The organism is Streptomyces longisporoflavus, assembly GCF_014649775.1.
Taxonomy (GTDB): domain Bacteria; phylum Actinomycetota; class Actinomycetes; order Streptomycetales; family Streptomycetaceae; genus Streptomyces; species Streptomyces longisporoflavus.
On record NZ_BMTR01000002.1, the window covers coordinates 1 to 26244 of the forward strand.

Here is a 26244-nt window from a genome sequence, read left to right on the forward strand (position 1 = left end):
GCGCCAGACCGCTTCCGCGAGCTCCCTGCGGCGGAGTTCGGGGTCGATGACTTTAGGCATGGATTTTTTATAGCACGGCCGTGCTACATTCTTTGTGGCACGGTCGTGCTACTTAAAATGCGGAGGCTCCCATGCAGCTCACCCGCTCCTCCCGCTCCACCCACCCGAAGCCGCGCCGCGCTCGCCGCATCCGCCTGCCGCGCTCGCGATCCATATGGGCCGTATGGGCCGCTGCCGCCGGCTGGCTGGCGATCAATGCCCTCGTCCTGGCCGTAACCGGGGACCGGTTGCCCTTCAACTGGCCCTCGATCACAGGGCGGACAACCACCGAGCGCCTAGTGGACGCCAACATCGCTCTCGCCGAAGTCCTGCTCCTCATGGCACTCGTCTGGTTGCTCACCCGCCACCGTCGGCGCCCGGACGTCGCGGCCCGCGCCCCCGAGCGCGCACAAGCTCTGCGCGAGACCCTCCTGTTGCTGGCTTACGGAGCCGCCGGTCTCGCGCTCGGATACGTCCTCGCCCGCTCACTGGGCTGGCACCCGTTCGGCTTCCACCTCGCCGGCACGCTGTACGGAACGCACGAGCACGTCGCGGCGGCCGAGGCTGTCACCTGGGCGGTTTACAACCTGGTCGTCTACGCCCTGATACCGCTGATGTACTTCCGTCGCCGCTACACATCCGAACAGCTCTGCCTGCGCTCCTCCGGCCGCACGGCCGATGCCGTCCTGATCACCGTCGTTCTCCTGGTCGAGTCGGCGGTCCAGTTCCTGGTGCTCCGACCCGACATCCTCGACCTCGCCGGACGCCAACTGCTTCTGGGGCTGCCCCTGGCTTTCGTGCTCTACCTCGCAGGCGCGGTCCTCCCGGCCATGGTCTTCATCTACGCGATCCTGCTGCCGCGCATACTCCGCCTCACCGGCTCGACAGCCGCGACCGTCGTCCTGGGCGGTTTGGCCTACGCCGCCTTCCACCTCTGGGACGCATGGACGCTGCTCGGTTCCGCCGACGAGGCACTGCTGTCGGCGGCCTTTGTGATCCTGACTTACTTCGCCCCGGGAATGATGAAGTCGGTACTCACCCTGAGGACCGGCAACGCCTGGGTCCATGTGTGGGCGTACCACGCGCTGGCCCCGCACACGCTGGCCGACACCCGGCACGTCGTACACATCTTCCGTATCTGAACACGACCCTGCCTTACGGATAACGGGCGGTATCGCCCCTGCGGACACAGCGGATGGTGAAAAGCCGCGCCCAATCTTTCTTGCGTGCGGCGACGGTTTTTCCTCCGTCGGCTGGTCTTGACAGCGACCGAACCCGACCACCGTTGCGGAGCTTCCCATGCCCTCTCCCTCCCACACCGCTGTCATCACCGGCGCCGGACGCGGCTTCGGGCGCGCGATCGCCGCCGCGCTCGTCGCGACGGGCACCCGCGTCGTCGGCATCGCCCGTGACGCCCGGGAGCTTGACGCCGTACGCGACGCACTCGGCGCGGACTTCACACCCCTCGCCGCCGACGCCACCGGCGAAACGCTCGCCCATGACGTAATCCGCCGATACCGTCCCGGGCTGCTCGTCCTCAACGCCGGGGCCACGCCGCACATGGCGCCTGTGCACGAGCAGACCTGGGAAACCTTCAGCCGCAACTGGCAGTCCGACACACAGCACGTCTTCGCCTGGACGCGGGCAGCGCTGCGCGAGCCACTGTCGCCGGGCAGCGTCGTCGTCTCGATGTCCAGCGGAGCCGCCCTGGGCGGATCCCCGCTCAGCGGCGGCTACGCCAGCGCCAAGGCGGCCATCCGCTACATCCGCGGGTACGCGGCAGACGAGGCGCTGCGGGCCGGCCTGAACATCCGCTTCCACGCGCTACTGCCCAACATGACACCGGCCGGAGGCGTCGGTTCAGCAGCGATCGGCGGCTACGCCGCGCGCCAAGGCGTGGACCGGCAGACCTTCATCGAGGGCCAGGAACAGCCGCTCCTCACCTCCGAACAGCTGGCCAAAGCAGTCTTGGAGGTCGCACACGACTCCGACAGCGCCGCGGAATACCGAGTCGGCGGCGGCGGACTGCTCCCGGTCGGCTGAGCGGCTGCCTAGCGTGGATGCCACCCCGAACCGAAGAAAGGCCGACATGCCCTCGGACGCCGAATTCGCCGCCCAGGTCGAGCCGTTCAGGACGGAACTGCTCGCGCACTGCTATCGGATGCTCGGCTCGATACACGACGCCGAAGACCTCGTACAGGAAACCTACCTGCGAGCGTGGCGAGGATTCGACCGGTTCGAGGGCCGTTCCTCGGTGCGACGCTGGCTGTACAAGATCGCCACCATGGCCTGTCTGACGGCGTTGGAGACCCGCTCCCGGCGGCCGCTCCCCTCCGGCCTTGGCGCGCCCTCGGACGACCACCGGGTGGCCCTGGCGGCTCGCGAACCGTCGGTGGCGTGGCTCCAGCCTCTCCCGGACGCACTGGTCGGCCATGACGACCCGGAGGCCGTCGCGGTCCGCCGGAGCGGGGTGCGGCTCGCCTTCATCGCCGCTCTGCAGGTGCTGTCGGCCCGGCAGAGGGCCGTACTGACGTTGCGCGACGTACTGGTTTTCCGCACGGCCGAGGTCGCCGACATGCTGGACACCACAACCGCGGCCGTCGACAGCGCACTTCGCCGCGCCCGGGCCCGCCTGGACCAAGTGGCACCAGCCCCCGACGCTCTGACCGAGCCGGACGAGGAAACCGTGCGGACCATCCTGGACGGCTACGTCGAGGCGTTCACGCGAGCCGACGCCGACGCGCTGGTGCGCCTGCTGCGCGCTGACGTCGAGATGGAGATGCCGCCTACGCCCACGTGGTTCACCGGCCGACCGGCCGTCGTCGGCTTTCTTGCCCGCAGGGTGCTGCGCGGGGAGCGGTGGCATCTGGTGCCCGCCCGCGCCAACGGCCAGCCTGCCCTTGTCGCCTATCACAGAGCGGGCGAGGGCCGATTCGAGGCGCACGGCGTCCAGGTCCTGACCCTGAGCGGGGCGCGGATCGCCCGCATCACGGCGTTCAACGACCCGGGTCTTGTACCGACGTTCGGGCTCACGTCGACGATCGCGGTCTGACTCACTGCCGCCGAGGGGCGGCCCGAATGGTGGTGTGACGGGGATAGAACTTGGCGCCGCTCCCCGCCATGCCCGCAGGAAGCCCCGGCCCCCGGACCAGCGGCGCAATCGGCTGCCTTCAGCGGCCACTTCCCCCACACCTATGGTGGCCACGGCGGCGAAACCTGCCTCCTGATCACGCCGCCCCGCCCCACCAACGGCATCGAAGACCAAGGATGAACCGAGATTCATGTCTGAAAGCGAGCAACATTCCGTCATACGGGCCCCCGGCATACCGCACCTGCTCACCGTGGTGCTGTTCTGCTTCTCCGGATTCGCACTCCTGCTGCCCGTCTCCCCGGCCTGGGCCGTCAACGGCGGAGCCGACGAGTTCGGCGCCGGCCTCGTCACCGCCGTCCTCATGGCCGCGACCGTCGGGGCCCAGCTGTGCGTCAAGAGGGCCCTGCGCACACTCGGATGGACCCGCACTCTGGTCCTGGGCACCCTCCTGCTCGGCCTGCCCGCCCTTCTGCAAGCGCTCAGCGACCAGCTGTTGCCGATCCTGCTGACCACCGCCCTGCGAGGCGCGGGCTTCGGCATCATCACCGTCTGCGGATCCATCGCCGCAGCCGCCCTCGCCCCGAGCGGACGCCAAGGCGCAGCCATCGGCCTCTACGGCCTGGCCGTCGCCATCCCCCAGGTCATCCTCACCCCCGCGGCCCCGCGGCTGGTGGGCACGTTCGCTCTCCCCGCGATCATCGCCTGCGGCATACTCCCCGTCCTTGCACTGCCGTGGACACGGCCGCTCGGCCGCGCGGTCGAGGCCCGCGTCGCCGGTCCAGCGCCACAAGACGGCCATGCCCGGCGCTCCGACCCCGCGGTCACGGTGCTCCGGCGCATCCTGCTTCCGCTCACCGTGCTGCTCCTGGTCACGGCGGCGGGCGGCGCCGTACTCACCTTCGCCCCGCAGTTCACCGCCACCCCGGCGGTGGCCGCCACGGGCCTGCTCACCCTCACCGCTACCGCCGCGGTGGCCCGCTGGGGCTGCGGAGCACTGGCGGACCGGATCGCACTGCGGCCCATCAGTGTCACCCTCGTCTCCGCCGCGTGTGCGGGCCTGGCGCTGAGCGCCGTGGCCGTCGGTTCAGGGGGCGTTTCTGTGCTCGTACTGCTGGCCGGGCTGCTTCTGCTGGGAGCGGCGTACGGGGGCTTGCAGAGCCTCACGCTGGTGCAGGCGTTCACCTTCGCGGGGGCGGAAAACCGGCACACGACGTCCGTCGCGTGGAACATCGGCTACGACGCGGGCACCGGAATCGGGTCCCTCATGCTGGGCCTGGCAGCCCAAGTAGCCACTTTCTCCGCCGGGTTCACCACGATGTCCGTGGTGATGGCAGCCGCCGCCCTCACCGTTCTTTTCGCCGGACACCGGCCGACCACGAACAGTTCAGCGAACAGCCGCCAGAGTCCGCAGAGCGGGAAGCGCCGCTCGCTCACCGACTGCTAGGACGTGGCGTGTTCGGCACGGATCGCGGGGGCCGCTGCGCGCGCGGCAACGGCCGAACTCAGCCGAGAAACCGAGCGGCCACCCGCAGATCGGACACGAGGCCCGCGTACGCCTCATGCCTGTCCTTCGCCCGAAGTACCGCCGAGGGGTGCACGGTGGCGAGGCAGTGGCGGTGGCCGTCACTGTCTGCACTGTCCGCCCCTTCGACGTTCAGGGGCAGCTCCCGCCCCGCCGCCAGGGGAAGCAGGGTGCCCCGCGCCTCGGTCACCTTGAAGGAGCGACCCAGCAGGGACTTGCCGGCCGTCGCCCCCAGTGCGACCAGCAGTTCCGGGTTGACTCGCCGGACCTCCGCGTCGAGCCAGGGGCGGCACGCCGTGAGTTCGCTCAGGTTGGGCGCCTTGTGGATTCGGCGCTTTCGGCCTTCGGTAATGGGCGCGAACTTGAAGTGTTTGACGGCGTTGGTGAAGTAGACCTCTTCTTCATCAATGCCGACCTCATCGAGTACTTTGCGGAGCAGATGTCCGGCGGGGCCCACGAACGGCTCGCCCGCCTTGTCCTCCTGGTCGCCGGGCTGCTCCCCGACCAGCATGAGGCGAGCGCGAGCGCGACCGGCACCGAACACGGTCTGTGTGGCGTCCGCGTACAACGAACAGCCGCGGCAGTCGGCAGCCGCCCGACGAAGGGCCGGTAACCCGCCGCGTGCGGGAACGTAAGGGAGAGCGCCATCCGCTGTCCTGTCTCGCGAAACGGGCACAGCGTCTCCCTCCGTAAGGCGTCGGACCACCTTCGTATGTCCCGGGCCCGGTCCGCCTTGAGCCGCGCGGAAGGGCCTCTCAGGTCAACGGTGCCCGAGCGCCTCATGTCCCGCAAACCGCCGAGAATGCGAGTTCGGCGAAGGTTGCGGTCGCGTGAGCACGCCGTCGAAGATTCGCGATTGGGCCAGATGGAGGTCACGTACGCGCGTGAAGGAGAACAACCATCGAGCCGTCATTGCTCGGCTGTCGTCCTGGCGGCCGACTCCTGTTCCCGTTGCATTTGGCGCTTGATCTCGCGCCGAAATTCTTTGGACACCTCACCCGTTGTTGCAAACGTGATGATCTGCTGCGCAACGTCACGCAACTTGGTATTCGTGTGCATCGAAGCGTTGCGAATGACGTCCCACGCCGCATCCGGGCTCAGTCGCCCGAGCGCGATGATCACACCGATGGCCTGATCCACTGTGGCGTGGGCCCATACCGCTTGCCGCAGTTGCTCAACCTCGCCCTGCAACTCCGCCACGGCGTCGTTCTCGCCGGCCGCGGGCGCGGAACTGCTGGCGGCGCTGGTGTTGGCGTCGGTCGACACGCGAGCCCTCCGGGGTCTGGGGACGGTTCACACTTCACAGAATCTCGGATGACCTTCGTGCAGGCAAGCCCCTGCCCGGCCGGGCCTCCGAAAGGCGTCGCCCCTCTCCCCTCTCCAATCGCCTCTCCAGAGACGCGAGGCTCTCAGCCGCATCTCTGGGTAAAGTCAGCCGCAAGCGCGTTCCCGACTTCTATGAGTGAGGACGGCTGGCCGCGATGATCCAGAACGCAGTGGAACCGACTTCGCCGACGTCTCCGGCTTCTCCGGTAAGCACCCACAATGAGTGGGGCTTACTGGAGGAGATCGTCGTCGGGCGCGTCGAAGGCGCGACGATCCCGTCCAGTCACCCCGTGGTGACTTGCAACATTCCGTCCTGGGCGGCCCGTTTGCAGGGGCTCGCCGCCGGCTTCGAATATCCGAGCAGACTGGTCGAGCCCGCGCAGGAAGAACTCGAGCAATTCGTTGATCTCCTGCAATCTCTCGGAATCACCGTCAGGCGCCCCGACGCGGTCAAACACAAGGAAACGTTCGGCACTCCCGAGTGGACGTCGCACGGCTTCTGCAACGCTTGCCCGCGAGACAGCATGCTCGTTATCGGCGACGAGATCATCGAGACGCCGATGGCCTGGCCCTGCCGGTACTTCGAGACCCACTCCTATCGAACTCTCCTGAAGGACTACTTCCGGCGCGGCGCGCGCTGGACCGCGGCGCCGCGACCCCAGCTCACCGACGACTTGTTCGAGGCGGACTTCTCCGTCCCCCGAGCCGACGAGCCCATGCGTTACATCCTCACCGAGTTCGAGCCGGTGTTCGATGCGGCGGATTTCGTGCGGGCGGGGCGCGATCTGTTCGTCACCCGCAGCAATGTCACCAACGGCATGGGCATCGACTGGCTGAGGCGTCACCTCGGCCCCAGCTACCGCATCCACGAGATCGAAAGCCGCTGCCGCGCACCCATGCACATCGACACGACCTTCCTGCCGCTCGCGCCGGGCAAGGTGCTGGTGAATCCCGAGTACATCGACGTCGACCGCCTGCCCGACGTACTGGACTCCTGGGATGTCCTCGTCGCCCCCGAACCCGACCCGATCGACGCCCGGCTGCTCAAGCTCACCTCGATGTGCGGCAAGTGGCTCAGCATGAACGTGCTCATGGTCGACGAGACGCGAGTGATCGCGGAGCGACACCACACCGGGATGCTGCGCGCCCTCGAGGGGTGGGGATTCGAGCCCATCCCCTGCGACTTTCTGCATTACGCGCCGTTCGGCGGTTCATTCCACTGCGCGACGCTCGACATCCGGCGACGCGGCACCCTGGAAACGTACGTCTGAAAACGGCCCTCGAACCTGCACAACGGCGGCGGGGCCCAGGCCCGGCCCCTGGTCGAGCCGGGAGATCCTTCCACCTCCCAGGGCGTCGTGACCTCCCGGCCCGCAAACCCCCGGTCTCCCTGCACCACCCAAGCCAAACCCTCACGCTCCGGCGGCCTCACAGAGCTATCGGAGCGATCAGTCGTTCAAACGGGTGCGCAGCAGCCGCTTGCCGAACTCGGCGCCTTTACGGCTGTCCGCCTGGGCCTTGCGGAAAAGTTCGACCAGTTCGGTGTCCTTCTCACGCTCCGCGTCCTGGATGTAGGACTCCAGGCGCAGCGCGTTGTTCAGGCACGACTCGACGTACCAGATGAGGTTGTAGTCCTTGTCCCGGGTGCCTGTGGCACTTCCGGTTTCGGCATTGCTGGTCATCGCTCAGGCCTCCTTGTCTCGGGTCGGACGCTCCGGGCGAGCAGGGGGCACGTCGCCCATTGCCCGCCAGGCAGAGCACGAAGCGATCGCCGAGTACCCAGCGGGTTTCGGCGTACTCCCGGACGGGCTGCTTCCCCGCATCGGCCCCTCCCCTTTGCGCCACGCCTTCTCGCAGGACCTGCAGGGTGGCTGACGCGGGTTCCGGGCGGTCCAGCGGATCAGCCGACCAGGCCGCCGGAATCCCGACCCTTGCGGGGAGATTCCGGCGGCCTGGCTCGACTTGGGGTGTGTTGTCTCAACCCGACGGTGCGCCGCCGAGAGCGCGTACAGCTCGTGTGACGTCGCCGTACGTCTTTCCGTCAGGCAACTTCCGGACTGCTTCGAGGGCCTGTTCCGGCGCCTGGTGCGCTTCCAGCGTCGACAGCAGCGACTGCCGGTCTGCCGGAAACGTGCTGTGCTCGAGGTGCCGGCTCAGCTCCAGGCGCAGGGCGTCGGCCTCGGCGGCCGAGCGCGCCCGTTCGCGGTCCTCGCCCGGCGGCGGCACGGGGCCGCCCGCGTCCGGGACGATGTCGTCGTCCGCCGGCGGCTCGGGGTCGTTCGCCTCCTCGACGTGCGTGTGCTGACCGGAGCGCAGATAGCCCTCGAGCTCGTGCTTTCTTTCGTCGTCCTCACGCGGGCTCACCTGGTTGCTGCCTCTGTCCACGGCAACGCACCTCCCAGTTCACACGGTTCCGGTCCTGGCTCTCAGGTCGCACTCGGCTCGTACGTCCAGCGCAGGAGGGCGCCAAGTCCTCCCGCCGGGACGTCGTCACGCGCCTCCTCGGACGGGATGATCAGGACGTCGGCGGACGTGGCCGCCGCGGAGCGCAGCAGCGCGTCATCAGCGCGTACGGAGACGGGGTCACCGTCGCCGAGGGCGTCGGCGTCAGTCCGTCGCACTGCCACCTGGTCCGGGTCGGTGCCCGCCCACATCTCGCGATGGAGGTCGGGCCCGTCGGGCCACACCAGCAGGGTGTCGATGCGGTGCTCGCGGGCTGCGTCCACCACGGCGGGGACACCTTCCACTGCGTCGGTCGGCCGGTCGGTGCCCACACGGCCTGCCCGGAAACGATCGAGGGCCTCGTCGATGCGTCGGTGCAGGTGCTCCTGGCGGGCATTCTCGATGGCCTCTTCGAGGGCCGCGGACCCGGAACCGGCCGCGCGTCCGCCGTGTTCCGTCTCGACCGTCACGGCGCGAACCGCCTCCGGCAGCTTGTCGCGTACCGCCGGCCTCTCGCGGGGGTCGCCCACCAAGACGATGAGATCGGCGTTCGACCCTTCGTAGGCCGCCGTCAGCTTTTCGGCGATCTCTGCGGCATTGTGCTCCCAGGTGTTCTCGACCTTGAGCTGGAAGTGCCGCTCCGACCAGTCGGAGGTGGTGGTGCGATGCACCGGCCACTGCCGTCCCTCCACGTGCCCGGATTCCTCCGGCCCGGAGTCGGCCCGCAACTCGAAGTCGGCGCCGGTGCGGTCGATGTAGGCGACGAGACTCACCGGGTCCTGGCCGCACAACTCCAGCAGCGGCGTCAGCCGCGGCAGAGCCGACCAAGAGGCGATTTCCCCCTGCGGCCGCCGCGACAGACGGTGGCTGAGGACTACCTCACCCCCGGTGGCGAAAAGGACGCGCCCCGCGGGGTTCTCGGCGGGCGAGAGCCCTGTCAGACCGTCGCGGACCGCCGCGATGGTCGGCTCGTCCGCACCCTCCTCTTCCAGGGTCCGGCATATCTCCCGCACGGACAATTCACGCCGCTTGGCGCCCGACTCGTCTGCCTGGCCGGGGTCGAAGTACACGGTCGCCCAGGGGCCGGGCCTGTCCAGGAGTGGTTGCAAAAACGAAAGACGCATGGTGACTCGCTCCTCCCGGCCGGCCTTCGAGGCCGGCCCGCAATCGGATTCGGCGGTCGGTGCCAGTTGATCGGTTCGGTCGGTTCGGTCGGTTCGGTCGGTCTGCTGGTTTCCGGGGCGTTCGCCCTTTGGGCCGCGACCACGTCCTGGTCGCAGAGGTCGGTGTTCTCGGCGATGTCGCACATCCGCGCGCGTCGGGTGTCGTACTTCTTGCTGCCGGGTTCCGGCATGACGATCACCTCTTGTTTCGCGAGTCCCCTGGTGCAAATAGCGCAAACTACCGCTCGCCATGAAATTTGAGATCGTGAAGCGATAGGGCAGGAGTAGCTCCGGCGAGCCGCTCCGGCGCTTCAGTCGAATGGACCGGACCGCGCAATCTGCTCGCCTCGCCCGCCGGGCTGCACGGATGCAAGGCCCTCGCTTCCATTTCCGTGAGTTTCACTGATGCCGCCCGGCGCGGGGGCAGCCGAGCGGCAACAATCCAGGTAAGGACCGCTCAGCACACCGGAGGTCTCTCATGGCTACTGCCGTCAAGGACATGCTCGACGCCTACCCTGCCGACCTCAGCGAGGTCGCGGTCGACAAACTCTCCTCCTGTATCGAAGAGTGCATCATCTGTGCCCAGGCATGCACGGCGTGCGCGGATGCCTGCCTCGCGGAGGAAGCGCCTGCCGAACTGGTCAAGTGCATTCGTACCGACGCGGACTGCGCCGACATCTGCAGCGCGACCGCCGCGGTGCTCTCCCGACGCACCGGCTACGACGCCAAGGTCACCAAGGCCATGCTGCAGGCGTGCGCAGCCATCTGCAAAGCCTGCGGGGACGAGTGCAAGAGCCACGCCGAGAAGCACGATCACTGCCGTATCTGTGCCGAGGCATGCCGCCGCTGCGAGCAGGCGTGCAATGACCTGATCGCTTCCCTCTGATCGGTTCACTGCGTCCGAATGGCACGCGACTGGCCGCACTGCATTACGACGTGCCGACCCAGGACCTCGGTATCCCCGTTGCGGCGCATCCCCACGCTTACGGACGGGGCGGCTCGGGTCGCGTCGGCGGCACTGGGCTCGGACCGGGAGGCGTGGGAGGTATGGGGTCGGGGCCCGGCGGAGGCACCGGGGACGGGGCGGGGCCCGGTTGCGGGCCCGGAGGCGGCGAGGGGGGCGTCGGGGCCGGCGGCACCGGGTCAGGGCGCGTCGGGTCGGGCCTGCCGGGCGGCTGCGGGACAGTCACGATCAGGTCCTCCTTGTTTGTCGGGCTTGTTTGTCGGTTCAGGTGTCCGGGGGTCGCTACGAGTTGCGTCATTGGCGCAAGCGCAGCGCCCGTCACGTCTCGGGCGCCGTGGCGCGGTGTTCGTCCAGGGCTTCGATGACCTCGTCGTCGGTCACTTGCTCGAAGTCGTCGTACCAAAAGCCCACTGCCCCGAAATCAGGCGGCTGCTGAAGACAGACGACGTCGTCAGCTTCCGCGCGCATACCTGCCGCGGCCTCAGGAGCGCAGACCGGGATTGCGAGGATCAGCCGGGCGGGTTCCAGACTCCGGAGATGGCGGAGAGCGGCGCGCGCGGTGACGCCCGTGGCCAGCCCGTCGTCGACGACGATCACATTGCGGTCCTTGACGTCCCACATGGGCCGACCGCCGCGGTAGAGCTGTTCGCGGCGCTTCAGTTCGTGCCGTTCACGGACCACGTCCAGGGCGAGGCGATCCTCGCTGAGGTCGACCATGTCCAGTGCCCGTCGGTCGAAGAGCGGCGGGTCGTCACCCACGATCGCGCCGATGCCGGTCTCGGGACGTCCGGGGAGGCCGATCTTCCGCGCGACGAGCACGTCCAGTGGTGCGCCGAGGGCGCGCGCCACTTCGGCTGCCACCGGTACGCCACCGCGGGGCAGCGCGAGGACGACAGCATGCGCAAGTTCACTTTCGGCAGCCCGCTCCGCGAGCCGAAGTCCGAGTTCCCGGCCGGCTGCTCGGCGATTCTGCAATCGCATGACCTGATGCCTGCCTTCCTCCCTCGGAGGGTTCGAAGGGTCATCCCGCCCCCGGTTCCGCGTTCCCTGTTCCGCGTTCCCTGTTCTGGCTTTTCAACGTAACCGCGCTCCGCCTCGCGCGCGCCATGGGCCAACCTCACGGCGGTCACATCCCCCTGGGCCAGGTCCCCTCTCAGCTGAGGTGTTCATCGTCTGCTCCGTCGGTCAAGTGGTCACGGAACCAGTCGGCGGCGGCCACGACGGCCTGTGCCAGCGCACCGCCTTCGGGCGTCCGTCGCAGCTCTCAGCGGCGCGCCAACAGTGCTCGGGTCTCTCTGTCGACCTGTTGAGCCTCCCCGGTGGGTACGACGATGACCGGGACACGCGCCCCGGGCTTGCTGACGATCTCGGGGCGCTCGGCGACCAGCGCCCGCAGATCGCCCGTGACGCCGAGCGTGGCAAGGCGCGCGCACACCTCCACGCGCACCTCGGGCTGGTCCTCACCGATTTCACCGGTGAAGACCACTGCGTCGAGCCGGTCCAGCGAGGCGGCCATCTCGGCGATGCCACGACGGCAGTGGTGGGTGAAGACCTCCAGGGCCAGAGCGGCACGCTCATCCCCCGCGGCTCGGCTGCGTACCAGGTCCCGCGTGTCATCCGACGTGCCGGACAGGGCGAGCAGCCCGGACTCGTGGTTCAGCGCGTTCTCCATGTCCCCCGCAGACAGGTGGTGCCGGGTCTGCAGCCATGTCAGGGCTCCGGGGTCGACGCTGCCGCTGCGACGGCTCATCACCAGCCCCTCCAGTGGGGTGAATCCCATCGTCGTGTCGACGCTGCACCCGTCGCGCACCGCACATGCGGAGCAGCCGCCGCCGAGATGGGCGATCACCAGGTGAAGCTGTTCGGGACGGCGGCCGAGCAGACCGGCGGCCTGGCCGAGCGCCCAGGCGTAGGAAAGCCCGTGGAAGCCGTAGCGGCGCAGGCCGTAGTCCTCGCGCCAGGTGGCGGGCACCGCGTATTCGCGCGCGGCAGCCGGCAGATCAGCGTGGAAGACGGTGTCGAAGCAGGCGACGTGCGGGATGTCGGGCAACAGCTCGCGGGCCGCGTCCAGAACCGTCAGGGCGGGCGGGACGTGCAGCGGCGCGAGATCGGCCACCTGATCCAGCTCGGCGCGGACCTCGGCGTAGACCAGGGTGTGGCCGTACAGATCCGGTCCGCCGTGGACGATGCGATGACCGACGGCGGTGGGGGCGGGCGCTTGGTCCAGCAGCTTCCTCAACGGGCCCGATGCGTCGTCGCCCGGCGGAGAGTCGCTGTGGTGTTCGGCGAGGATCTTGCCGTTCGCATCGAACACGGTCAGACGCAGGCTCGACGAGCCCGCGTCTGCCACCAGGACCGGGCTGTTGCTCTGGGCGCACACATTGATCCTTTCCCGCGGTCTTCGTGAGCACGCGGCCGAGAAGTGCGTCCAGGGAGGCCGGCGTGCATGCCGCGGCACCGAGGTACCCGACCCGGTCCCGCAGGAAACGAAGACGGACACCGTATGAGCCCGGCGGACGAAGGAGGGGTCGGTCGGGCCTCGCCCTCGACCTCACACTCCAGGCGTAACGTCTGTTTGAATTCGCGAATTGTGGGTGACCGGTAGGCATGGCCGTTCTCAGGAAATTTGCCCGCCCCATGCTCGCTTCCGTCTTCCTCACCGGAGGATGGAGCACTCTTCGAAACCCCAAACCCGTGGCCCCCGCAGCCGAACCGGTTGCGGTTCCGCTGGCCTTCCGGATCCCCCGGCTCACCGAAGATCCGGAACAGCTGGTCCGTGTCAACGGCGCGGTCCAGGTAGGAGCCGGCTTGATGCTGGCGACCGGACGCGTTCCGCGCCTCGCCGCCCTGGCGCTGGCCGGTTCGCTGGTGCCGACGACCCTCGCCGGTCATGCCTGGTGGAAGGAGGAGGACAAGGAGCAGCGGGCGGCTCAGCGTACGCAGTTCCTCAAGAACCTCTCGCTGCTCGGCGGGTTGCTCATCGCGGCGGCCGACGCGCACGGCAAGCCCTCCCTCGCCTACCGGACCCAGGCCGCCGCGGTCGCGGGCCGCCGGAGTGCCCGACATGCCCGGCGCGAGGCGTCGAGCACGCTGACCGACGCGGCCGGGTCCCTCCGGTCGATGTCCAAGAGCGCACAGCAGACAGTCGCGCGGCAGTTCTGAGCCTCGCTCGCCACCCGCGCCCATCGCGTATCGCGCGCAGGGGCTCGGCGCACGCCCCGGCGCCGGGCCTCGTACGCCTGCGAGCAGCGTCCACGTCACGGGCAACGCGATGCCCAGGCGGAAACGTGGGGATCTGCTGCTTCGCGTACGTGGGCGCGGACCCTGTCGCAGCTTGGCCGACCGTCAGGATGCGGGAAGGACCGCGCCGGTGGATTCCGTCGCGCGGGCCGGCGCTGCTGTGGGCGGCCCCCCGCCGATCGTGCTCAGCCGCATCCGGGCCGCGTCGAGCGCCGACCCGACCTCACGGGTGCCGGTGCAGACGCACAGGGTGTAAGCGAGGTCGTCCATCCTCTGACGGGCCTCTGCACTCCCGCTGCGCCCATGCAGCGCCCTCAGCTCCTCGTACTGTTCCATCAGTTCGCGCAGTACGGACGGGTGAGCCATCAGCACGGCGGTCTCCTTACCTCTCGAAGGGCAAGCACACAGGGATGATCGGCTGCCGCACAGCAGCCGACGGCAGCCGTTCTCGGCAGCGCCGATGGGAGACGGGTCAGGACGGTAGTCGAGGAAGGACAACACTCGCTCCGCGGAAGCAGGGCTCAGTGACATGGCCGGCTTCCTGACCTCGAAATCAGTTTGCCCACCAAACGGCGTCTCACGCCACTCGACGCCCTTCGGCCACCGGGCGAGGTCGCCTCGCCCGGCGAACGGGTTGTCTTGTGGCGTCGCAGATTCACTTCTGCCGGGCCGGGCATGCGTTGTCTCGTATGTCAGTAAAAGCCGGGAAGGTGACCTGATGACTGAGTACGAACGTTCACGCACGATGCCCGCTCTGCCGGAGCACGTTTTCGATCAGGCTGCCGAGGTCGATCAGATGGACGCCTGGCTGCCGCAGAACCTGCACGTGGATGCCGGGGATCCGCCCGCGGTGAGCGTGCATGAGGACCGGACCGAACAGGACGTGTCCGCCCTGCTGCGCGCCCGGCCCGAGCAGTTGCGGCTCGAGTGGGGCACGCGCGAGCAAGGCGACTACACGGGCTGGCTCCAGGTCGCCGGTCTGGACGAGGGCACGAGCGAGGTCACGGTGCACCTGTCGTTCTTCGAGGGGGCGCATGACCCTGGCGAACAAGCCGTGCACACCGCCCTCGACCGGAGCCTGCAGCGCCTTGAGGAACAGGTACGGCTGCGCGTCGACAACGCGGCGGGCTGAGTGATCGCTGCTCTCCCCGCGAACCCCGCCGGGGACGGTACGAACGGCCACGCCATGTCCACACCCTCCAGCGCGGGATCCGCACTGGAGCGGGCGCCTGGATCTACTTTTCGTCCGCTCCCCCACGGGCTCCGGAGTCGCCGCCCGGCCCGCGCCCCGGCAGCATTTCCTGCACCTTGGCCTTGAACCCCTGCCGGATCATGCCGACACGGTCGCTGTCGCCCTTGACGATGGCCGACGCGGCGGCCTCGATCTGGTCAAGGCTGGCGTGCGGGGGAATCGGCGGCACCGCCGGGTCGGTGCGGAAGTCGATCACGAAGGGACGGTCCGAGCCGAGCGCCCGGTGCCAGGCGGCCTCCACGTCGCCCGGCTTCTCCACGCGCACCCCGTCGAGCCCGATGGAGCGGGCGAAGTCGGCGTACGGCACGTCGGGCAGCGCTTGCGAGGGCAGGAACTGCGGGGCTCCGGACATCGCCCGCATCTCCCACGTGACCTGGTTGAGGTCCTGGTTGTTGAGCACCGCCACGACGAGCCGCGGATCCTGCCACTCGGGCCAGTACTTGGCGATGGTGATGAGCTCGGCCATCCCGTTCATCTGCATGGCGCCATCACCCACGAGGGCGATGGCGGGGCGCTCCGAGTGGGCGAACTTCGCGCCGATCACGTAGGGAACGCCGGGCCCCATGGTGGCCAGGGTGCCCGAGAGGGAGCCGCGCATCGTGCCGCGCATGCGCAGATGCCGGGCGTACCAGTTCGCGGCGGAGCCCGAGTCGGCGGCGAGGATCACGTCGTTGGGCAGCAGGGCGTCGAGCGCGTGGACCACGTACTCGGGGTTGATGGGGTCGGCCTCCACGGCGGCCCGCCGTTCCATGACCTCCCACCAGCGCGCCGTATCCTTTTCGATCTTCTTCCGCCAGGAGCCGTGCTTCTTCTTCCGCAACTGCGGCAGCAGCGCCTTGAGTGTCTCCTTGGCGTCGCCCACCAGGTTGACCTCGAAGGGATAGCGCAGCCCGATCATGTGCGGATCGATGTCGATCTGTACGGCCCGGGCCTGGTCGAGATCGGGCAGGAACTGGCTGTACGGGAAGCTGGAGCCGATGACGAGCAGCGTGTCGCAGCCCTGCATGAGTTCGTAGGAAGGACGGGTGCCCAGCAGGCCGATCGATCCGGTCACGTACGGCAGATCGTCGGGCAGCGCGTCCTTCCCCAGCAGCGCCTTGGCGACCCCGGCACCCAGTTGCTCGGCGATCGCCTCCACCTCGGCACGGGCTCCCCGCGCGCCTTGGCCGATGAGGATGGCCACCTTCTCCCCGGCGTTCAGCACTTCGGCGGCCTTGGTGATCTCCGCAGCGGCGGGGACGGGTGCGTAGGAGGCCATGCCCAGGCTGGAAGGCACCATCTTGAACGCGTGGGTCGGCGGGGAGTAGTCCAACTCCTGCACGTCGGCGGGGACGATGATCGCGGTCACCGTCCGGCGCGCGTACGCGGTGCGCATCGCCCGGTCGATGGCGTTGGGGAGTTGCTCGGGGACCGTCACCATTTCGCAGAAGTCGGAGGCGACGTCCTTGTAGAGGCTCAACAGGTCGACTTCCTGCTGATAGGAGCCGCCCATGGCGGTGCGGTTGGTCTGCCCGACGATCGCGACCACCGGCACGTGGTCGAGCTTCGCGTCGTACAGGCCGTTCAGGAGGTGGATCGCGCCCGGCCCCGAGGTCGCCGCGCACACACCGACCTTGCCGGAGAACTTGGCGTATCCGACCGCCTCGAAGGCTGACATCTCCTCGTGCCTGGACTGGATGAACTGCGGCTTGTTGTCCGCTCGCTCCCAGGCGGCGAGCAGACCGTTGATGCCGTCTCCGGCGTAGGCGAAGACCCGCTCCACCTCCCACTCGCGCAGGCGCTGGAGGATGTAGTCGGAGACTTTCGTGGACACAGGATCGGCCTTTCTCTAGGGGTGGGGCGGGTGGAGGGCCCTCAGCTGCGGTGCTGGACGGCCAGAGCGGTCGCGCCGGCAGCCGCTGACGCGCCGATGGCGGCGCCGAAGGGGCGGCGCCCCTGCGGGGGGCCCGGGGATGGGGCGGCGGGGCGGGAGCCGGCCTTCTCCGGACAGGGGGCCGGGAGCGGGCCGTCCAGGCCGAGGGCCGACGCTGCTGCCAGGTGCATCGCCCGGCGGCCTGTCCCGCCTTGCTCGATCCGGGTCCGGGTCCGGGTCCGGCTCCGGGTCCGGCAACTGAAACCGTCCGCGATCACCAACGTGTTCGGCGCGGCCTCGCGTACCCCGGGCAGGACCCCGAGTTCCCCGGCCGGCTCACCGGCCTCGATGCCCGCACGGCGCAACGGCTCCCGGTCCGCGTCGTCCTTCGTCACGGCGTGCTGGGGGCAGTGGGTCTGTACGGGCCGCCGCCGCGGGACAGGTCGGGCGCGCCGAAGCGGACGCGGACACCGACGGCCTGCGCACCGGCATCGACCGAACGGGGTACGACTACCCCGATCGGCACCTGCCGGTAGTCGGAACCGTCCGCGGCGTACGCGCCACGGCTGCCCGCGTCGAAGCGCACCTCGCCGTCGGCCCGCTTCCGCAGCGCACGCTCCAGACCGGCGGTGTCGGGGGACGCGTCGTTCACTCTTGTGCCTCCCGCACCCGTGCCGGGGCCTGGCGCCGTTCTCATGACTTCATTCACTCCCTTGCCGCGGGGTCCGACAACCGGAGTCCAGCGTGAAACGCCCGCGCCCCGCTGCTCCATCAGCGTCGACTCGCTGCCGGTCGGGCCTCCGTCCGCACGCCGGGTATCCGCCCGGACAGCCGGGAAAACATCCAGATCGTCCGGCTCTGCCCCCGGCACCGGCCGACGGGGCGACGGCGCGTTTGACGCTCCGCTTCGCGGGCACCCCGAGCACCGACGCGCGATGATCAGAGGGCGGAACGCGGCACTCCGCACGCACGAGCACGAGGTGGTCACGAGCGACCAGGACAGTGAACAGGCCGTGGCCACCGCACGCGGACCACGACGGTGGAGCCGCCGTACGGAGGCCCGGCAGACCACCCATCACACGACCACGCACGAGCGCGCCCCGAACGGCCGGGGCGTCGGAATGGACAGCCATGAGCAGCGGTTTCACGGGGCCCGAAGGACTCGGGCAGGATCCCTTCGAGGATCTCTTCGCACGGTTCTTCGGCAGCGGCCGACGGCAGATCGACATCGGCAGACTGATGAGCGGGCCCGCACGCCAGCTGGTGGCCACGGCAGCCTCGTACGCCGCTGAACACGGCAAGAGCAACCTCGACACCGAGCACCTGCTGCGAGCGGCCCTGACACTCAAGCCGACGCGGAATCTGATCGAGCAGTCGGGGACCGACCCCGACACCGTCGCCGCCGAGATCGACCGGCATGCCGGGGAGGTCGAGAACGTAGAGCCCCCGCAGGCGGTAGCGCTCACGCCCGCCGTGAAACGGGCGCTGCTCGACGCGCACGAGGTGGCGCGGGCTCTCGGCGCCGGGTACATCGGCCCCGAGCACATCGTCATGGCGCTCGCCGCCAATCCCGACAGCGCGGCCGGCCACATCCTCAACGCGGCGCGCTTCGATCCGGGCCCCGCGCCACAAGCACCGCAGGGACAGCCCGGCGCCGCCGAACAACGGCAGCAGGGCGCGGGCGGCGCCACGCCCACGCTCGACAAATACGGCCGGGACCTGACCGCACTGGCCGGAGAAGGCCGGGTGGACCCCGTCATCGGCCGCGACGAGGAGATCGAGCAGACCATCGAGGTGCTCTCGCGGCGGGGCAAGAACAACCCGGTCCTCATCGGCGACGCGGGCGTCGGCAAGACCGCCGTGGTGGAAGGCCTCGCCCAGCGGATCGCGGACGGCGACGTGCCGGAGACGCTCGCCGACCGCCGTGTCATCGCGCTCGACCTGTCGGGCGTCGTGGCCGGCACGCGCTACCGCGGCGACTTCGAGGAGCGGCTGAACGGCATCATCGACGAGGTGCGTGCGCACTCCGACGAGTTGGTCGTCTTCATCGACGAACTGCACACGGTGGTCGGAGCAGGCGGCGGCGGTTCCGAAGGCGGCTCGATGGACGCGGGCAACATGCTCAAACCCGCGCTCGCCAGGGGCGAACTGCACGTGATCGGGGCGACCACCCTGGAGGAGTACCGGCGGTACATCGAGAAGGACGCCGCCCTGGCCCGCCGCTTCCAGCCCATCCTCGTAGCGGAGCCGACGGCCGCCGACGCGGTGGAGATCCTGCGCGGCCTTCGCGACCGCTACGAGGCGCACCACCAGGTGCGCTACTCCGACGAGGCCCTGCTCGCCGCCGTCGAACTGTCCGACCGCTATCTCACCGAGCGGTTCCTGCCGGACAAGGCCATCGATCTCATGGACCAGGCGGGTGCGCGGGTCCGCCTGCGCTCGCGCACGAAGGGCACCGACGTACGGGCCCTGGAACGGGAGATGGAGCAGTCGGTCCGCGACAAGGATCAGGCCGTGGCTGCGGAGAACTACGAACGCGCCACCGAACTCCGCGACCGTATCGGCGAGTTGGCCCGCAAGATCGAGTCCGGACGGACTCGCGAGCCGGGTGACGGGCAGATCGTGGAGGTGGCTCCCGACGACATCGCCGAGGTGGTGTCGCGCCAGACGGGCATCCCCGTCAGCACCCTGACCCAGGAGGAGAAGCAGCGCCTGCTCGGCCTGGAACAGCACCTTCACGAGCGCGTCGTCGGTCAGGAGGAGGCCGTCAGCGCCGTCGCCGAGGCGGTGCTCCGCTCACGCTCCGGCCTCTCCAGCCCCGATCGGCCCATCGGCAGTTTCCTCTTCCTCGGACCCACCGGCGTGGGCAAGACGGAGCTCGCGCGGGCCCTGGCGGAGGCGCTGTTCGGCAGCGAGGAGCGCATGGTCCGGCTCGACATGAGCGAGTTCCAGGAACGGCACACGGTCAGCCGCCTGGTCGGAGCACCGCCCGGATACGTGGGCCACGACGAGGCGGGCCAGCTCACCGAGGCCGTACGACGCCACCCGTACTCGCTGCTGCTGCTCGACGAGGTGGAAAAGGCCCACCCCGACGTCTTCAACATCCTTTTGCAGGTCCTTGACGACGGCCGGCTGACCGACGCCCAGGGCCGGACGGTGAACTTCACCAACGCCGTCATCGTGATGACCAGCAACCTCGGCTCCGAGGCGATCACGGGACGGGGCGCGGCACTCGGCTTCCGGGCGGACGGCACCGACTCCGACGAGGAGGCCCGGCGCGAGCAGGTGCTGCGGCCGCTGCGCGAGCACTTCCGGCCGGAGTTCCTCAACCGCATCGACGAGATCGTCATCTTCCGGCGGCTCAGCGGCGAGCAGTTGCGGCAGGTCACCGATCTGCTCCTCGAGGAGACCCGGCGCCGGCTGAAGGCACAGGACATCACCATCGAGTTCGCCCCCGCGGCGGTGGACTGGCTCGCACAGCGGGGTCACCAGCCCGAGTACGGCGCCCGTCCGCTGCGCCGCACCATCCAGCGGGAGGTGGACAACCGACTCTCGCGCCTGCTCCTGGACGGGCAACTGACCGCCGGCGACCGTGTCCTGGTGGACGTCGACGGCGAAGCGTTGTCCATCCGCCCGGTCCGAGAACCGACGTCACCGGAGGCCTGACGATGCCAGAACCCGCACACGAGGCGCCGCGCGAGACGACCCCCGTCGCCCACTCCCCCGGCGCCACCGACAAGGTGGCCGTCGTCACCGGCGCGGATTCCGGCATCGGCCGGGCCACAGCCGTCCGCCTCGCCGCTGCCGGCATGGACATCGGCATCACGTGGCACCGCGATCAGAAGGGCGCCGAAAGTACCGCCGCCGAAGTGCGCCGCCACGGCCGGCGCGCGGCGATCGCCCGGATGGACCTGACCGAACCGCCCGACGCGGCGAAGGTGATCGACGAGCTCGCCGAGCGCCTCGGCAGGATCGATGTCCTGGTCAACAACGCCGGGACGGGCACCGCGACCCCGTTTTTGGACCTGGACCTCGACGATGTGCGGCGGGTGCTCGACGTCGACCTCGTCGGACCGTTCGTGTGCGGCCAGCACGCCGCACGCCGCATGATCCGTCAGGGTGACGGTGGTCGCATCGTCAACGTGACCTCCGTACACGAGCATCAGCCCCGGGTGGGCGCCGCTCCGTACTGCGCCGCCAAGGGCGGCCTCGGGCTGCTCACCCAGGTGATGGCCCTGGAACTCGCGGAGCACGACATCACCGTCAACTCCGTCGCACCCGGCGAGATCGCCACGCCGATGACCGGGCAGGAGGACACGGACGTACACAAGACAGATCGCCCCGGCATCCCGCTCGGCCGCCCCGGCGACGCCCGTGAGATCGCCTCGGTCATCGCCTTCCTCGCAGGACCCGAAAGCTCGTACGTGACGGGCGCTTCCTGGGTCGTGGACGGCGGCATGGTGCGCATGGGGCCACAGGCAGGCTCCCACCTGCAAAGCCAGGAGTGGCGGCGCCCGTAAGCACCGGCCCAATCACCGAGCCCGCTACGACCGGCACCCGACGGGCCGTCGTCGGCGGGCGAAGAGCACTGCCGGGATGTCACGCCTCGATCTTGCCGGAACGGCGCAGGGCGGCGCGGCGGCGCAGGCGCATCGGCAGTACGTACCAGCAGAATCCGAACCAGAGCATGACCGCGCCGACGAGCACTTCGGCCAGCACGCCGGGAACCACCAGACGCAGGATCAGCAGCAGCGTGCAACCGATGGTCAGCGCGAGCAGCACCATGCCGAAGATCATCAAACGGCCTGCGGCCTCGACCACTTCGTCCTTCATGCGCTGACCGGACAGGAAGCGGTGAATGGAGACAGGTGCTATCAGCGAACCCGTCGCAGACGCGCCGAGGACGACCGTGATCACATAAATGACCCGGTCGAACGTGTCCAAGTCCCGGAAGAGGGGAGTGAAGGCGACACTGAGCAGGAACCCGAAAAGGATCTGTACCCCGGTCTGGGCGACCCGGGTCTCCTGAAGGATCTCGTTCCAGCGCCGATTGACTCGTTGACGTGCGTGCTCGGGCGGCTCGGGCGGTTCGAGGGAGCGCTCCGTGGCGTCGCCGTCCTGGCATCCGTGGCAGATCGGGGTTTCGTCGGCGAACTCGACCGGTCGCTCCGTCGTGGACATGATCTCCTCCTTTGCCAGAGAACCCGGATGCCCCACGCTGCTCGATTTATGCAGGCCGTGCGGGCTGCGCAAGTTATACAGGCCGTGCGGGCCCCCGCCTCGACACCGGAGAACTGCCGTACACCGCCCACGCGTTGTGCGAACGCTGCTGGAGGCCCACCCGTGACGACAGCCGGCTCCGTGGTGTCAGTGGGGCATGGCACGGTGATGTTCATGACTGTAACCGCACGTGAAACCGTCCGCGATGCCGGGCGGGCTCTTGGCGTACCCGAGCCGGTGACCGAGGCGTTCGTCCGCCTCCTGCGCCCCTGCGTCTACCTCTGCCCCTACGAGCAACTGCCGGAAGAGTTGCGCAAAGGCGCCCGCCCGGCCGCTCGGGCAGGCGGGCCCGCCCATCTGCCAACGGATGTGGTCGTGCCCGCGTACGTGCCGCACGTGATGACCATCGACTGCGCCGCCATACCCACCGGCGTCCTCGACATCGACTTTCCCGCCGAAGGCCATGTGGTGATCCTCGCCGAAATCACGGACCAGGACGAAGGCTTCCTCTTCCACCTGCCGCCGGGGGCCGAAACCGTCGAACGCCACCCTCGGGAGGCGGAGCCGGACGCCCTGAAGTCTCACGAGTCGTTCCCGCTCTACGCGGTACCCGGAACCACCATGCCCGGCCGCCTGCACCGGTCGCATGTGGCGGAAGCGGTCGACTATGCCGAAGGGGACGCCGAGCGAGCCCGCCTTGTGGACAACCTGATAGATGAGATGGGGACCGTTCTCGCCGTGCGCTGGGGCCACGGCATTCAGCTCGGCGGTTTCTCCCCTGCCTGGCACGACCCGTTGGAAGACCGCGGCAACGTACTGTTCGTGTCCATCCCGGAGAGCGCGGTCTTCGGCGGGGACTGCATCACCCTCGTCTCGGGGTCCCGGGAGCAGATCGCGGAGCGCCGCTACGACGAACTCGAATTCGAGGTCGAGTCCTGACCAGAGACTCGGACAACGGCGTCGGACGTCAATCAGGCAGCGGTTACTGACCGGACCGCTTGAACAGCCGCCCGCAGCGCCGTCAGCCGGGAAGAGGCGCGGTGCCGGTGACGTCCCGTGGCGGCTTGCCGATGGCGTGCAGTGCGCCGGCCGCCGTGCGGGCCTGTACGGCGTGCTCTCGGTGATCGGCGGCCTGCTGCGCCCGGTGCCGGCGTTCATGCTCGTGGGCCAGAGTGTCCTCGGCTCTGGCCAGCGCGTGGGCCGCCGCAGCGGCCTGCTCCCGAAGCCGGTTGGCCCGGCCCTGCATGATGTCGAGCAGGGGCGGGGCCTGCATCGCCCGCCATGTGCCGGAGGCCTCCGGTTCCCGGCTGGTGGCGTCCTGTTCGCGCTGGTGAGCGCCGTCCGAGCGGTGACGTCGCGCCTGGCCGCGGTTCAGACGTGCCAGGCTTGCCGCCAGTAAATCGTTGGCCCGGTCGATCTGTTCGTACGAGCGTTGCCGGAGGGCGGGCGTCGCTGCCCCGGCTGCCCGTAGCGGTTGCTCCGGTCTCTCCGTCTGGGCGGCGTCGTTTATCGCGTACGGGCTGTCCGAGGGGTCCGTGTCCATATCGGCAGTATGAACCTGCCGGGAGCGACACCGACCCACGAACGACGGGGGAGGCCGCCAACCGCGTGGCCTCCCCCGTCCGTCAGGCTTTGGGCCGTCAGGCGGTGGGAACGGCTTCGCCTTCGAGGTGAGGCGCGGAAAGTCGGCCCCGTGCGGCGATGAGGGCTGCGTCGATGTGACGGGTCCCGGTCGATACGCAGAGCGTGTAGGCGACGTCTTCCATGCGCTGACGTGCTTCCTTGGTGCCGTTCTCGGCATGCAGGGCGCTCAGCGTTTCGTACTGCTGGAGCAAGTTCTTCAGCACGACCGGGTGTGCCATCAGCATCGGGGGCCTCCTTCAAAGCCACTACCAGGGGTACGCGCCGCACCTTGTGCCCCGAAGCCGAAGCGATATTCACCCGCACCATCGCCTTGTTGCCCCGGGCCCTCAGGACCACGGGCCGGACCCTCAGGACCACGGGAACGAGGCTCAGTTCCGTCCCCGGTCCGGCGTATACCCGCCGGTGATTCAGGCTGTTTGTCTCCGGGGGCGAGGGGCAGGCGGTCAGCAAGTGCTTGGGACAACAGGCGCTTCTCAAGGAAAGACCAGGGCTTGCGGGCCCTTGGTCGCCCCCGCTGATCACAGTGATGAGGAGTGTTTCGATGCCTGCTCGCCGCCACCACGACGCCCCCGCCACGGAAGAGATATTCCGCCGCCTCGCTGCCACGTCCGAAGGCCACGAACGGTATGCGCTGCGCGAGGAGCTGGTGGAGGCCTGGCTGCCCATGGCCCACCGTCTGGCAGGCCGGTTCCGCAACAAGGGCGAGAATCTGGAGGACCTCAAGCAGGTCGCGGCCCTGGGCCTGGTCAAAGCGGTCGAACGCTACGACCCCGACCGCGGCGCCTTCGAGGCCTACGCCGTCCCCACCATCACCGGGGAGCTGCGCCGCCACTTCCGCGACCATAGCTGGGACGTACGGGTCCCGCGCCGGGTCCAGGAACTGCGCAACAAGGTCCGCACCGTCCGCCGGGACCTGATGCAGCAGCCCGGCCAGCGTGCCGAGCCCGGTCTCGAAGACATCGCCGCGCAGGCAGGACTCACGCTGGAGGAGGTGCGCGAGGGACTGGAAGCCCTGGACAGCTACAGCAGCCTGTCCCTGGATGCCGAAATCGGCACCGCGCAGGACGGATACAGCCTCGCCGACACGCTGGGCCGTGCAGAGCCCGGCTATGACCTGATCGCCGACCGGGAAGCAGCCAAGGACGGCCTCAAGAAGCTCCCCGAGCGGGAACGCACCATCCTCTACCTGCGCTTCTTCCAGGACATGACGCAGTCCCGCATCGCAGAGGAAATGGGCGTCTCCCAGATGCACATCTCCCGCCTCATCACCCGCAGCTGCGAGAAGGTCCGCGTAGACGCCACCCGCAACGCTGTCCAGCAGGCCGCCTGAACGCACCCGCCCAAAAAGCGCCGCCCCGCCCCTCGCCCTTCCCCCTTCGCCCCCCGCTCCGTGCTGGTGGCGCACCCGTCTCGCCGCCCGGCAAAGCCCCAGGTCACGGAATCAATGCAGGTCACATGGGGTGGCGTAACTTCGCGGCAATATTGCTCGCCTAGCGTCGGTACCCGGCGCGACGTGTCGCCCGCGCCGGGTACCGACACATCCACCGCGAGGGAGCCATGCCCGATCAGAAGCCGAAGGGGGAGGAACAAGAGGAGAAGGCGGCCGGGTCCGCCGTGCCGCTGACGCGGGCCGACCGGGCCCGAACCGTGGCCAGCGTGCTGCGCAGGCAGGTCATGCGCGGCGCCTTCTTCGGTGGAGTCCTGCCCGATGAGCGTGCCCTGATCGCCGAGTTCGGTGCCTCCCGCAACACTGTCCGCCAGGCGCTGGGGCTCCTGCGTGACGAAGGTCTTGTGGAACGCCGCCGGGGCGTGGGCACGGTCGTGGTCGGCCGCGCCTACGAACATCCGCTGGGCGCGCTGTCGGGACTCGCCGAGGTGCTCCAGCGGCACGGCGAGGTCGTCAACGAGGTGCGCGAGGCCCGCGTCATCCGGCCGCCGCTCACGGTCTCCCGTCGGCTTGCCCTGCCCGACGGGAGCAAGGCCGTCTACCTGGAGCGGCTGCGTCGGGTGGACGGCATCCCCCTTTCCCTGGACTGCACCTACCTCATCCCCGAGGTGGGCGAACCCCTGCTGGCACACGCCGGCAGGACGCCGCGCACGCTGGAGAACCACGACGTCTTCGATCTGATCGAGACCGCGACGGGCACGCCGCTCGGCTCGGCCGAGGTGTCCGTCCACGCGACGGTCCCCGACCCGGCGACCTGCGCGGTCCTCGAGATGCCCGAGGGCTGCGCGCTCCTCGCCGTCGAACGCCTCACCCTCCTGGCCGACGGACGCCCCGCCGACCTGGAGTTCCTTCATCTGCGCGGGGACCGGCTGACGCTGCACGCCACTCTCGACCGGGCGGCCGGGCACACCGCACCCGCCGACAGCTCCCTGCTGTAACCGCATCGCCGGCCACCGCGGGCACGCCTTCGTGACGGGGTTCCGGCGTCGCATCAGGTACGCCGTCTCATCAGGTACGCCGTGCGACGCGCCGCGCCCAGTTC

26 protein-coding genes and 1 pseudogene are annotated in these 26244 nt (G+C 69.3%); 13 read left to right on the forward strand and 14 right to left on the reverse strand.

Annotated elements, in window-relative coordinates; all coding sequences use genetic code 11:
* Positions 1-131: 131 nt before the first annotated feature.
* The 4 genes from IE226_RS04020 (at position 132) to IE226_RS04035 (ending at position 4574) form a co-directional block, all read left to right on the forward strand.
* Positions 132-1181 (forward strand): hypothetical protein, encoded by a 1050-nt coding sequence (locus IE226_RS04020; RefSeq protein ID WP_190079592.1) that lies wholly within the window; start codon positions 132-134, stop codon positions 1179-1181.
* A 157-nt stretch (positions 1182-1338) separates the two neighbouring features.
* Positions 1339-2082, forward strand: a complete 744-nt coding sequence (locus IE226_RS04025) for an SDR family oxidoreductase (protein WP_190079593.1) — start codon at positions 1339-1341, stop codon at positions 2080-2082.
* Positions 2083-2095: 13 nt separating this feature from the next.
* A complete protein-coding gene (locus IE226_RS04030; protein WP_268251274.1) occupies positions 2096-3091 on the forward strand; it encodes a sigma-70 family RNA polymerase sigma factor in 996 nt (331 codons plus the stop codon).
* Between the two features lie 229 nt (positions 3092-3320).
* Positions 3321-4574, forward strand: a complete 1254-nt coding sequence (locus IE226_RS04035; protein WP_190079595.1) for an MFS transporter — start codon at positions 3321-3323, stop codon at positions 4572-4574.
* A gap of 58 nt (positions 4575-4632) precedes the next feature.
* On the opposite strand, the gene IE226_RS04040 is transcribed toward IE226_RS04035, so the two are convergent.
* Together IE226_RS04040 and IE226_RS04045 are read right to left on the reverse strand one after the other, a co-directional pair.
* Positions 4633-5328 (reverse strand): UdgX family uracil-DNA binding protein, encoded by a 696-nt coding sequence (locus tag IE226_RS04040; protein WP_190079596.1) that lies wholly within the window; start codon positions 5326-5328, stop codon positions 4633-4635.
* A gap of 233 nt (positions 5329-5561) precedes the next feature.
* Positions 5562-5918 carry an ANTAR domain-containing protein gene (locus IE226_RS04045; protein ID WP_229870459.1) on the reverse strand — a complete coding sequence of 119 codons (357 nt, stop codon included), beginning with the start codon at positions 5916-5918 and terminating at the stop codon, positions 5562-5564.
* A gap of 215 nt (positions 5919-6133) precedes the next feature.
* Between IE226_RS04045 and IE226_RS04050 the strand changes: the two genes are divergently transcribed.
* Entirely contained in the window at positions 6134-7249 is a 1116-nt protein-coding gene (locus IE226_RS04050; protein ID WP_190079597.1) for an amidinotransferase, read from the forward strand.
* Between the two features lie 177 nt (positions 7250-7426).
* On the opposite strand, the gene IE226_RS04055 is transcribed toward IE226_RS04050, so the two are convergent.
* The 3 genes from IE226_RS04055 to IE226_RS04065 form a co-directional block, all read right to left on the reverse strand.
* The gene (locus tag IE226_RS04055; RefSeq protein WP_190079598.1) at positions 7427-7660 is read right to left on the reverse strand and encodes a hypothetical protein; all 234 of its coding nucleotides are present in this window, start codon (positions 7658-7660) and stop codon (positions 7427-7429) included.
* Positions 7661-7955: 295 nt separating this feature from the next.
* The gene (locus tag IE226_RS04060) at positions 7956-8363 is read right to left on the reverse strand and encodes a DUF2795 domain-containing protein (protein WP_190079599.1); all 408 of its coding nucleotides are present in this window, start codon (positions 8361-8363) and stop codon (positions 7956-7958) included.
* A 41-nt stretch (positions 8364-8404) separates the two neighbouring features.
* Positions 8405-9544, reverse strand: coding sequence for a baeRF2 domain-containing protein (locus IE226_RS04065; protein WP_190079600.1), 1140 nt, complete (start codon positions 9542-9544; stop codon positions 8405-8407).
* Between the two features lie 517 nt (positions 9545-10061).
* Here IE226_RS04065 and IE226_RS04070 point away from each other — a divergent pair.
* Positions 10062-10469, forward strand: a complete 408-nt coding sequence (locus IE226_RS04070) for a four-helix bundle copper-binding protein (RefSeq protein WP_190079601.1) — start codon at positions 10062-10064, stop codon at positions 10467-10469.
* A 396-nt stretch (positions 10470-10865) separates the two neighbouring features.
* On the opposite strand, the gene IE226_RS04075 is transcribed toward IE226_RS04070, so the two are convergent.
* Both IE226_RS04075 and IE226_RS04080 read right to left on the reverse strand, forming a co-directional pair.
* Positions 10866-11528 (reverse strand): phosphoribosyltransferase, encoded by a 663-nt coding sequence (locus IE226_RS04075; protein ID WP_190079602.1) that lies wholly within the window; start codon positions 11526-11528, stop codon positions 10866-10868.
* A gap of 283 nt (positions 11529-11811) precedes the next feature.
* Positions 11812-12927 carry an acetate/propionate family kinase gene (locus IE226_RS04080; protein ID WP_190079603.1) on the reverse strand — a complete coding sequence of 372 codons (1116 nt, stop codon included), beginning with the start codon at positions 12925-12927 and terminating at the stop codon, positions 11812-11814.
* Positions 12928-13184: 257 nt separating this feature from the next.
* On the opposite strand from IE226_RS04080, the gene IE226_RS04085 reads away from it, so the two are divergent.
* Entirely contained in the window at positions 13185-13709 is a 525-nt protein-coding gene (locus tag IE226_RS04085) for a DoxX family protein (RefSeq protein WP_373306872.1), read from the forward strand.
* A 183-nt stretch (positions 13710-13892) separates the two neighbouring features.
* Here the strand turns inward: IE226_RS04085 and IE226_RS04090 are convergent, their stop codons facing one another.
* The gene (locus IE226_RS04090) at positions 13893-14159 is read right to left on the reverse strand and encodes a DUF5133 domain-containing protein (protein WP_190079605.1); all 267 of its coding nucleotides are present in this window, start codon (positions 14157-14159) and stop codon (positions 13893-13895) included.
* A gap of 346 nt (positions 14160-14505) precedes the next feature.
* On the opposite strand from IE226_RS04090, the gene IE226_RS04095 reads away from it, so the two are divergent.
* Positions 14506-14919, forward strand: a complete 414-nt coding sequence (locus tag IE226_RS04095) for an SRPBCC family protein (RefSeq protein WP_190079606.1) — start codon at positions 14506-14508, stop codon at positions 14917-14919.
* 103 nt (positions 14920-15022) lie between these two features.
* Here IE226_RS04095 and IE226_RS04100 read toward each other — a convergent pair whose 3' ends face one another.
* The 3 genes and pseudogenes from IE226_RS04100 to IE226_RS04110 form a co-directional block, all read right to left on the reverse strand.
* Positions 15023-16852 (reverse strand): thiamine pyrophosphate-requiring protein, encoded by a 1830-nt coding sequence (locus IE226_RS04100; RefSeq protein WP_190079607.1) that lies wholly within the window; start codon positions 16850-16852, stop codon positions 15023-15025.
* Positions 16853-16893: 41 nt separating this feature from the next.
* The gene (locus IE226_RS04105) at positions 16894-17286 is read right to left on the reverse strand and encodes a hypothetical protein (protein WP_190079608.1); all 393 of its coding nucleotides are present in this window, start codon (positions 17284-17286) and stop codon (positions 16894-16896) included.
* 29 nt (positions 17287-17315) lie between these two features.
* Positions 17316-17588 (reverse strand): annotated as a pseudogene (locus IE226_RS04110) (hypothetical protein); the annotation flags it as partial.
* A gap of 434 nt (positions 17589-18022) precedes the next feature.
* Here IE226_RS04110 and IE226_RS04115 point away from each other — a divergent pair.
* Both IE226_RS04115 and IE226_RS04120 read left to right on the forward strand, forming a co-directional pair.
* Positions 18023-20557, forward strand: coding sequence for an ATP-dependent Clp protease ATP-binding subunit (locus IE226_RS04115; RefSeq protein WP_190079609.1), 2535 nt, complete (start codon positions 18023-18025; stop codon positions 20555-20557).
* A 2-nt stretch (positions 20558-20559) separates the two neighbouring features.
* The gene (locus tag IE226_RS04120) at positions 20560-21411 is read left to right on the forward strand and encodes an SDR family oxidoreductase (RefSeq protein WP_190079610.1); all 852 of its coding nucleotides are present in this window, start codon (positions 20560-20562) and stop codon (positions 21409-21411) included.
* A 79-nt stretch (positions 21412-21490) separates the two neighbouring features.
* Here the strand turns inward: IE226_RS04120 and IE226_RS04125 are convergent, their stop codons facing one another.
* On the reverse strand, positions 21491-22072 hold the full coding sequence (locus IE226_RS04125; RefSeq protein ID WP_190079611.1) for a DUF6328 family protein: 582 nt from the start codon (positions 22070-22072) through the stop codon (positions 21491-21493).
* A 213-nt stretch (positions 22073-22285) separates the two neighbouring features.
* Between IE226_RS04125 and IE226_RS04130 the strand changes: the two genes are divergently transcribed.
* Positions 22286-23050 carry a hypothetical protein gene (locus tag IE226_RS04130; protein ID WP_229870462.1) on the forward strand — a complete coding sequence of 255 codons (765 nt, stop codon included), beginning with the start codon at positions 22286-22288 and terminating at the stop codon, positions 23048-23050.
* An 82-nt stretch (positions 23051-23132) separates the two neighbouring features.
* Here the strand turns inward: IE226_RS04130 and IE226_RS04135 are convergent, their stop codons facing one another.
* Both IE226_RS04135 and IE226_RS04140 read right to left on the reverse strand, forming a co-directional pair.
* The gene (locus IE226_RS04135; RefSeq protein WP_190079613.1) at positions 23133-23654 is read right to left on the reverse strand and encodes a hypothetical protein; all 522 of its coding nucleotides are present in this window, start codon (positions 23652-23654) and stop codon (positions 23133-23135) included.
* A 97-nt stretch (positions 23655-23751) separates the two neighbouring features.
* On the reverse strand, positions 23752-23979 hold the full coding sequence (locus IE226_RS04140; protein ID WP_190079614.1) for a DUF5133 domain-containing protein: 228 nt from the start codon (positions 23977-23979) through the stop codon (positions 23752-23754).
* A gap of 317 nt (positions 23980-24296) precedes the next feature.
* On the opposite strand from IE226_RS04140, the gene IE226_RS04145 reads away from it, so the two are divergent.
* The gene (locus IE226_RS04145) at positions 24297-25085 is read left to right on the forward strand and encodes a SigB/SigF/SigG family RNA polymerase sigma factor (protein ID WP_229870463.1); all 789 of its coding nucleotides are present in this window, start codon (positions 24297-24299) and stop codon (positions 25083-25085) included.
* Positions 25086-25312: 227 nt separating this feature from the next.
* Positions 25313-26140 carry a GntR family transcriptional regulator gene (locus IE226_RS04150; protein ID WP_190079616.1) on the forward strand — a complete coding sequence of 276 codons (828 nt, stop codon included), beginning with the start codon at positions 25313-25315 and terminating at the stop codon, positions 26138-26140.
* Positions 26141-26244: the final 104 nt, after the last annotated feature.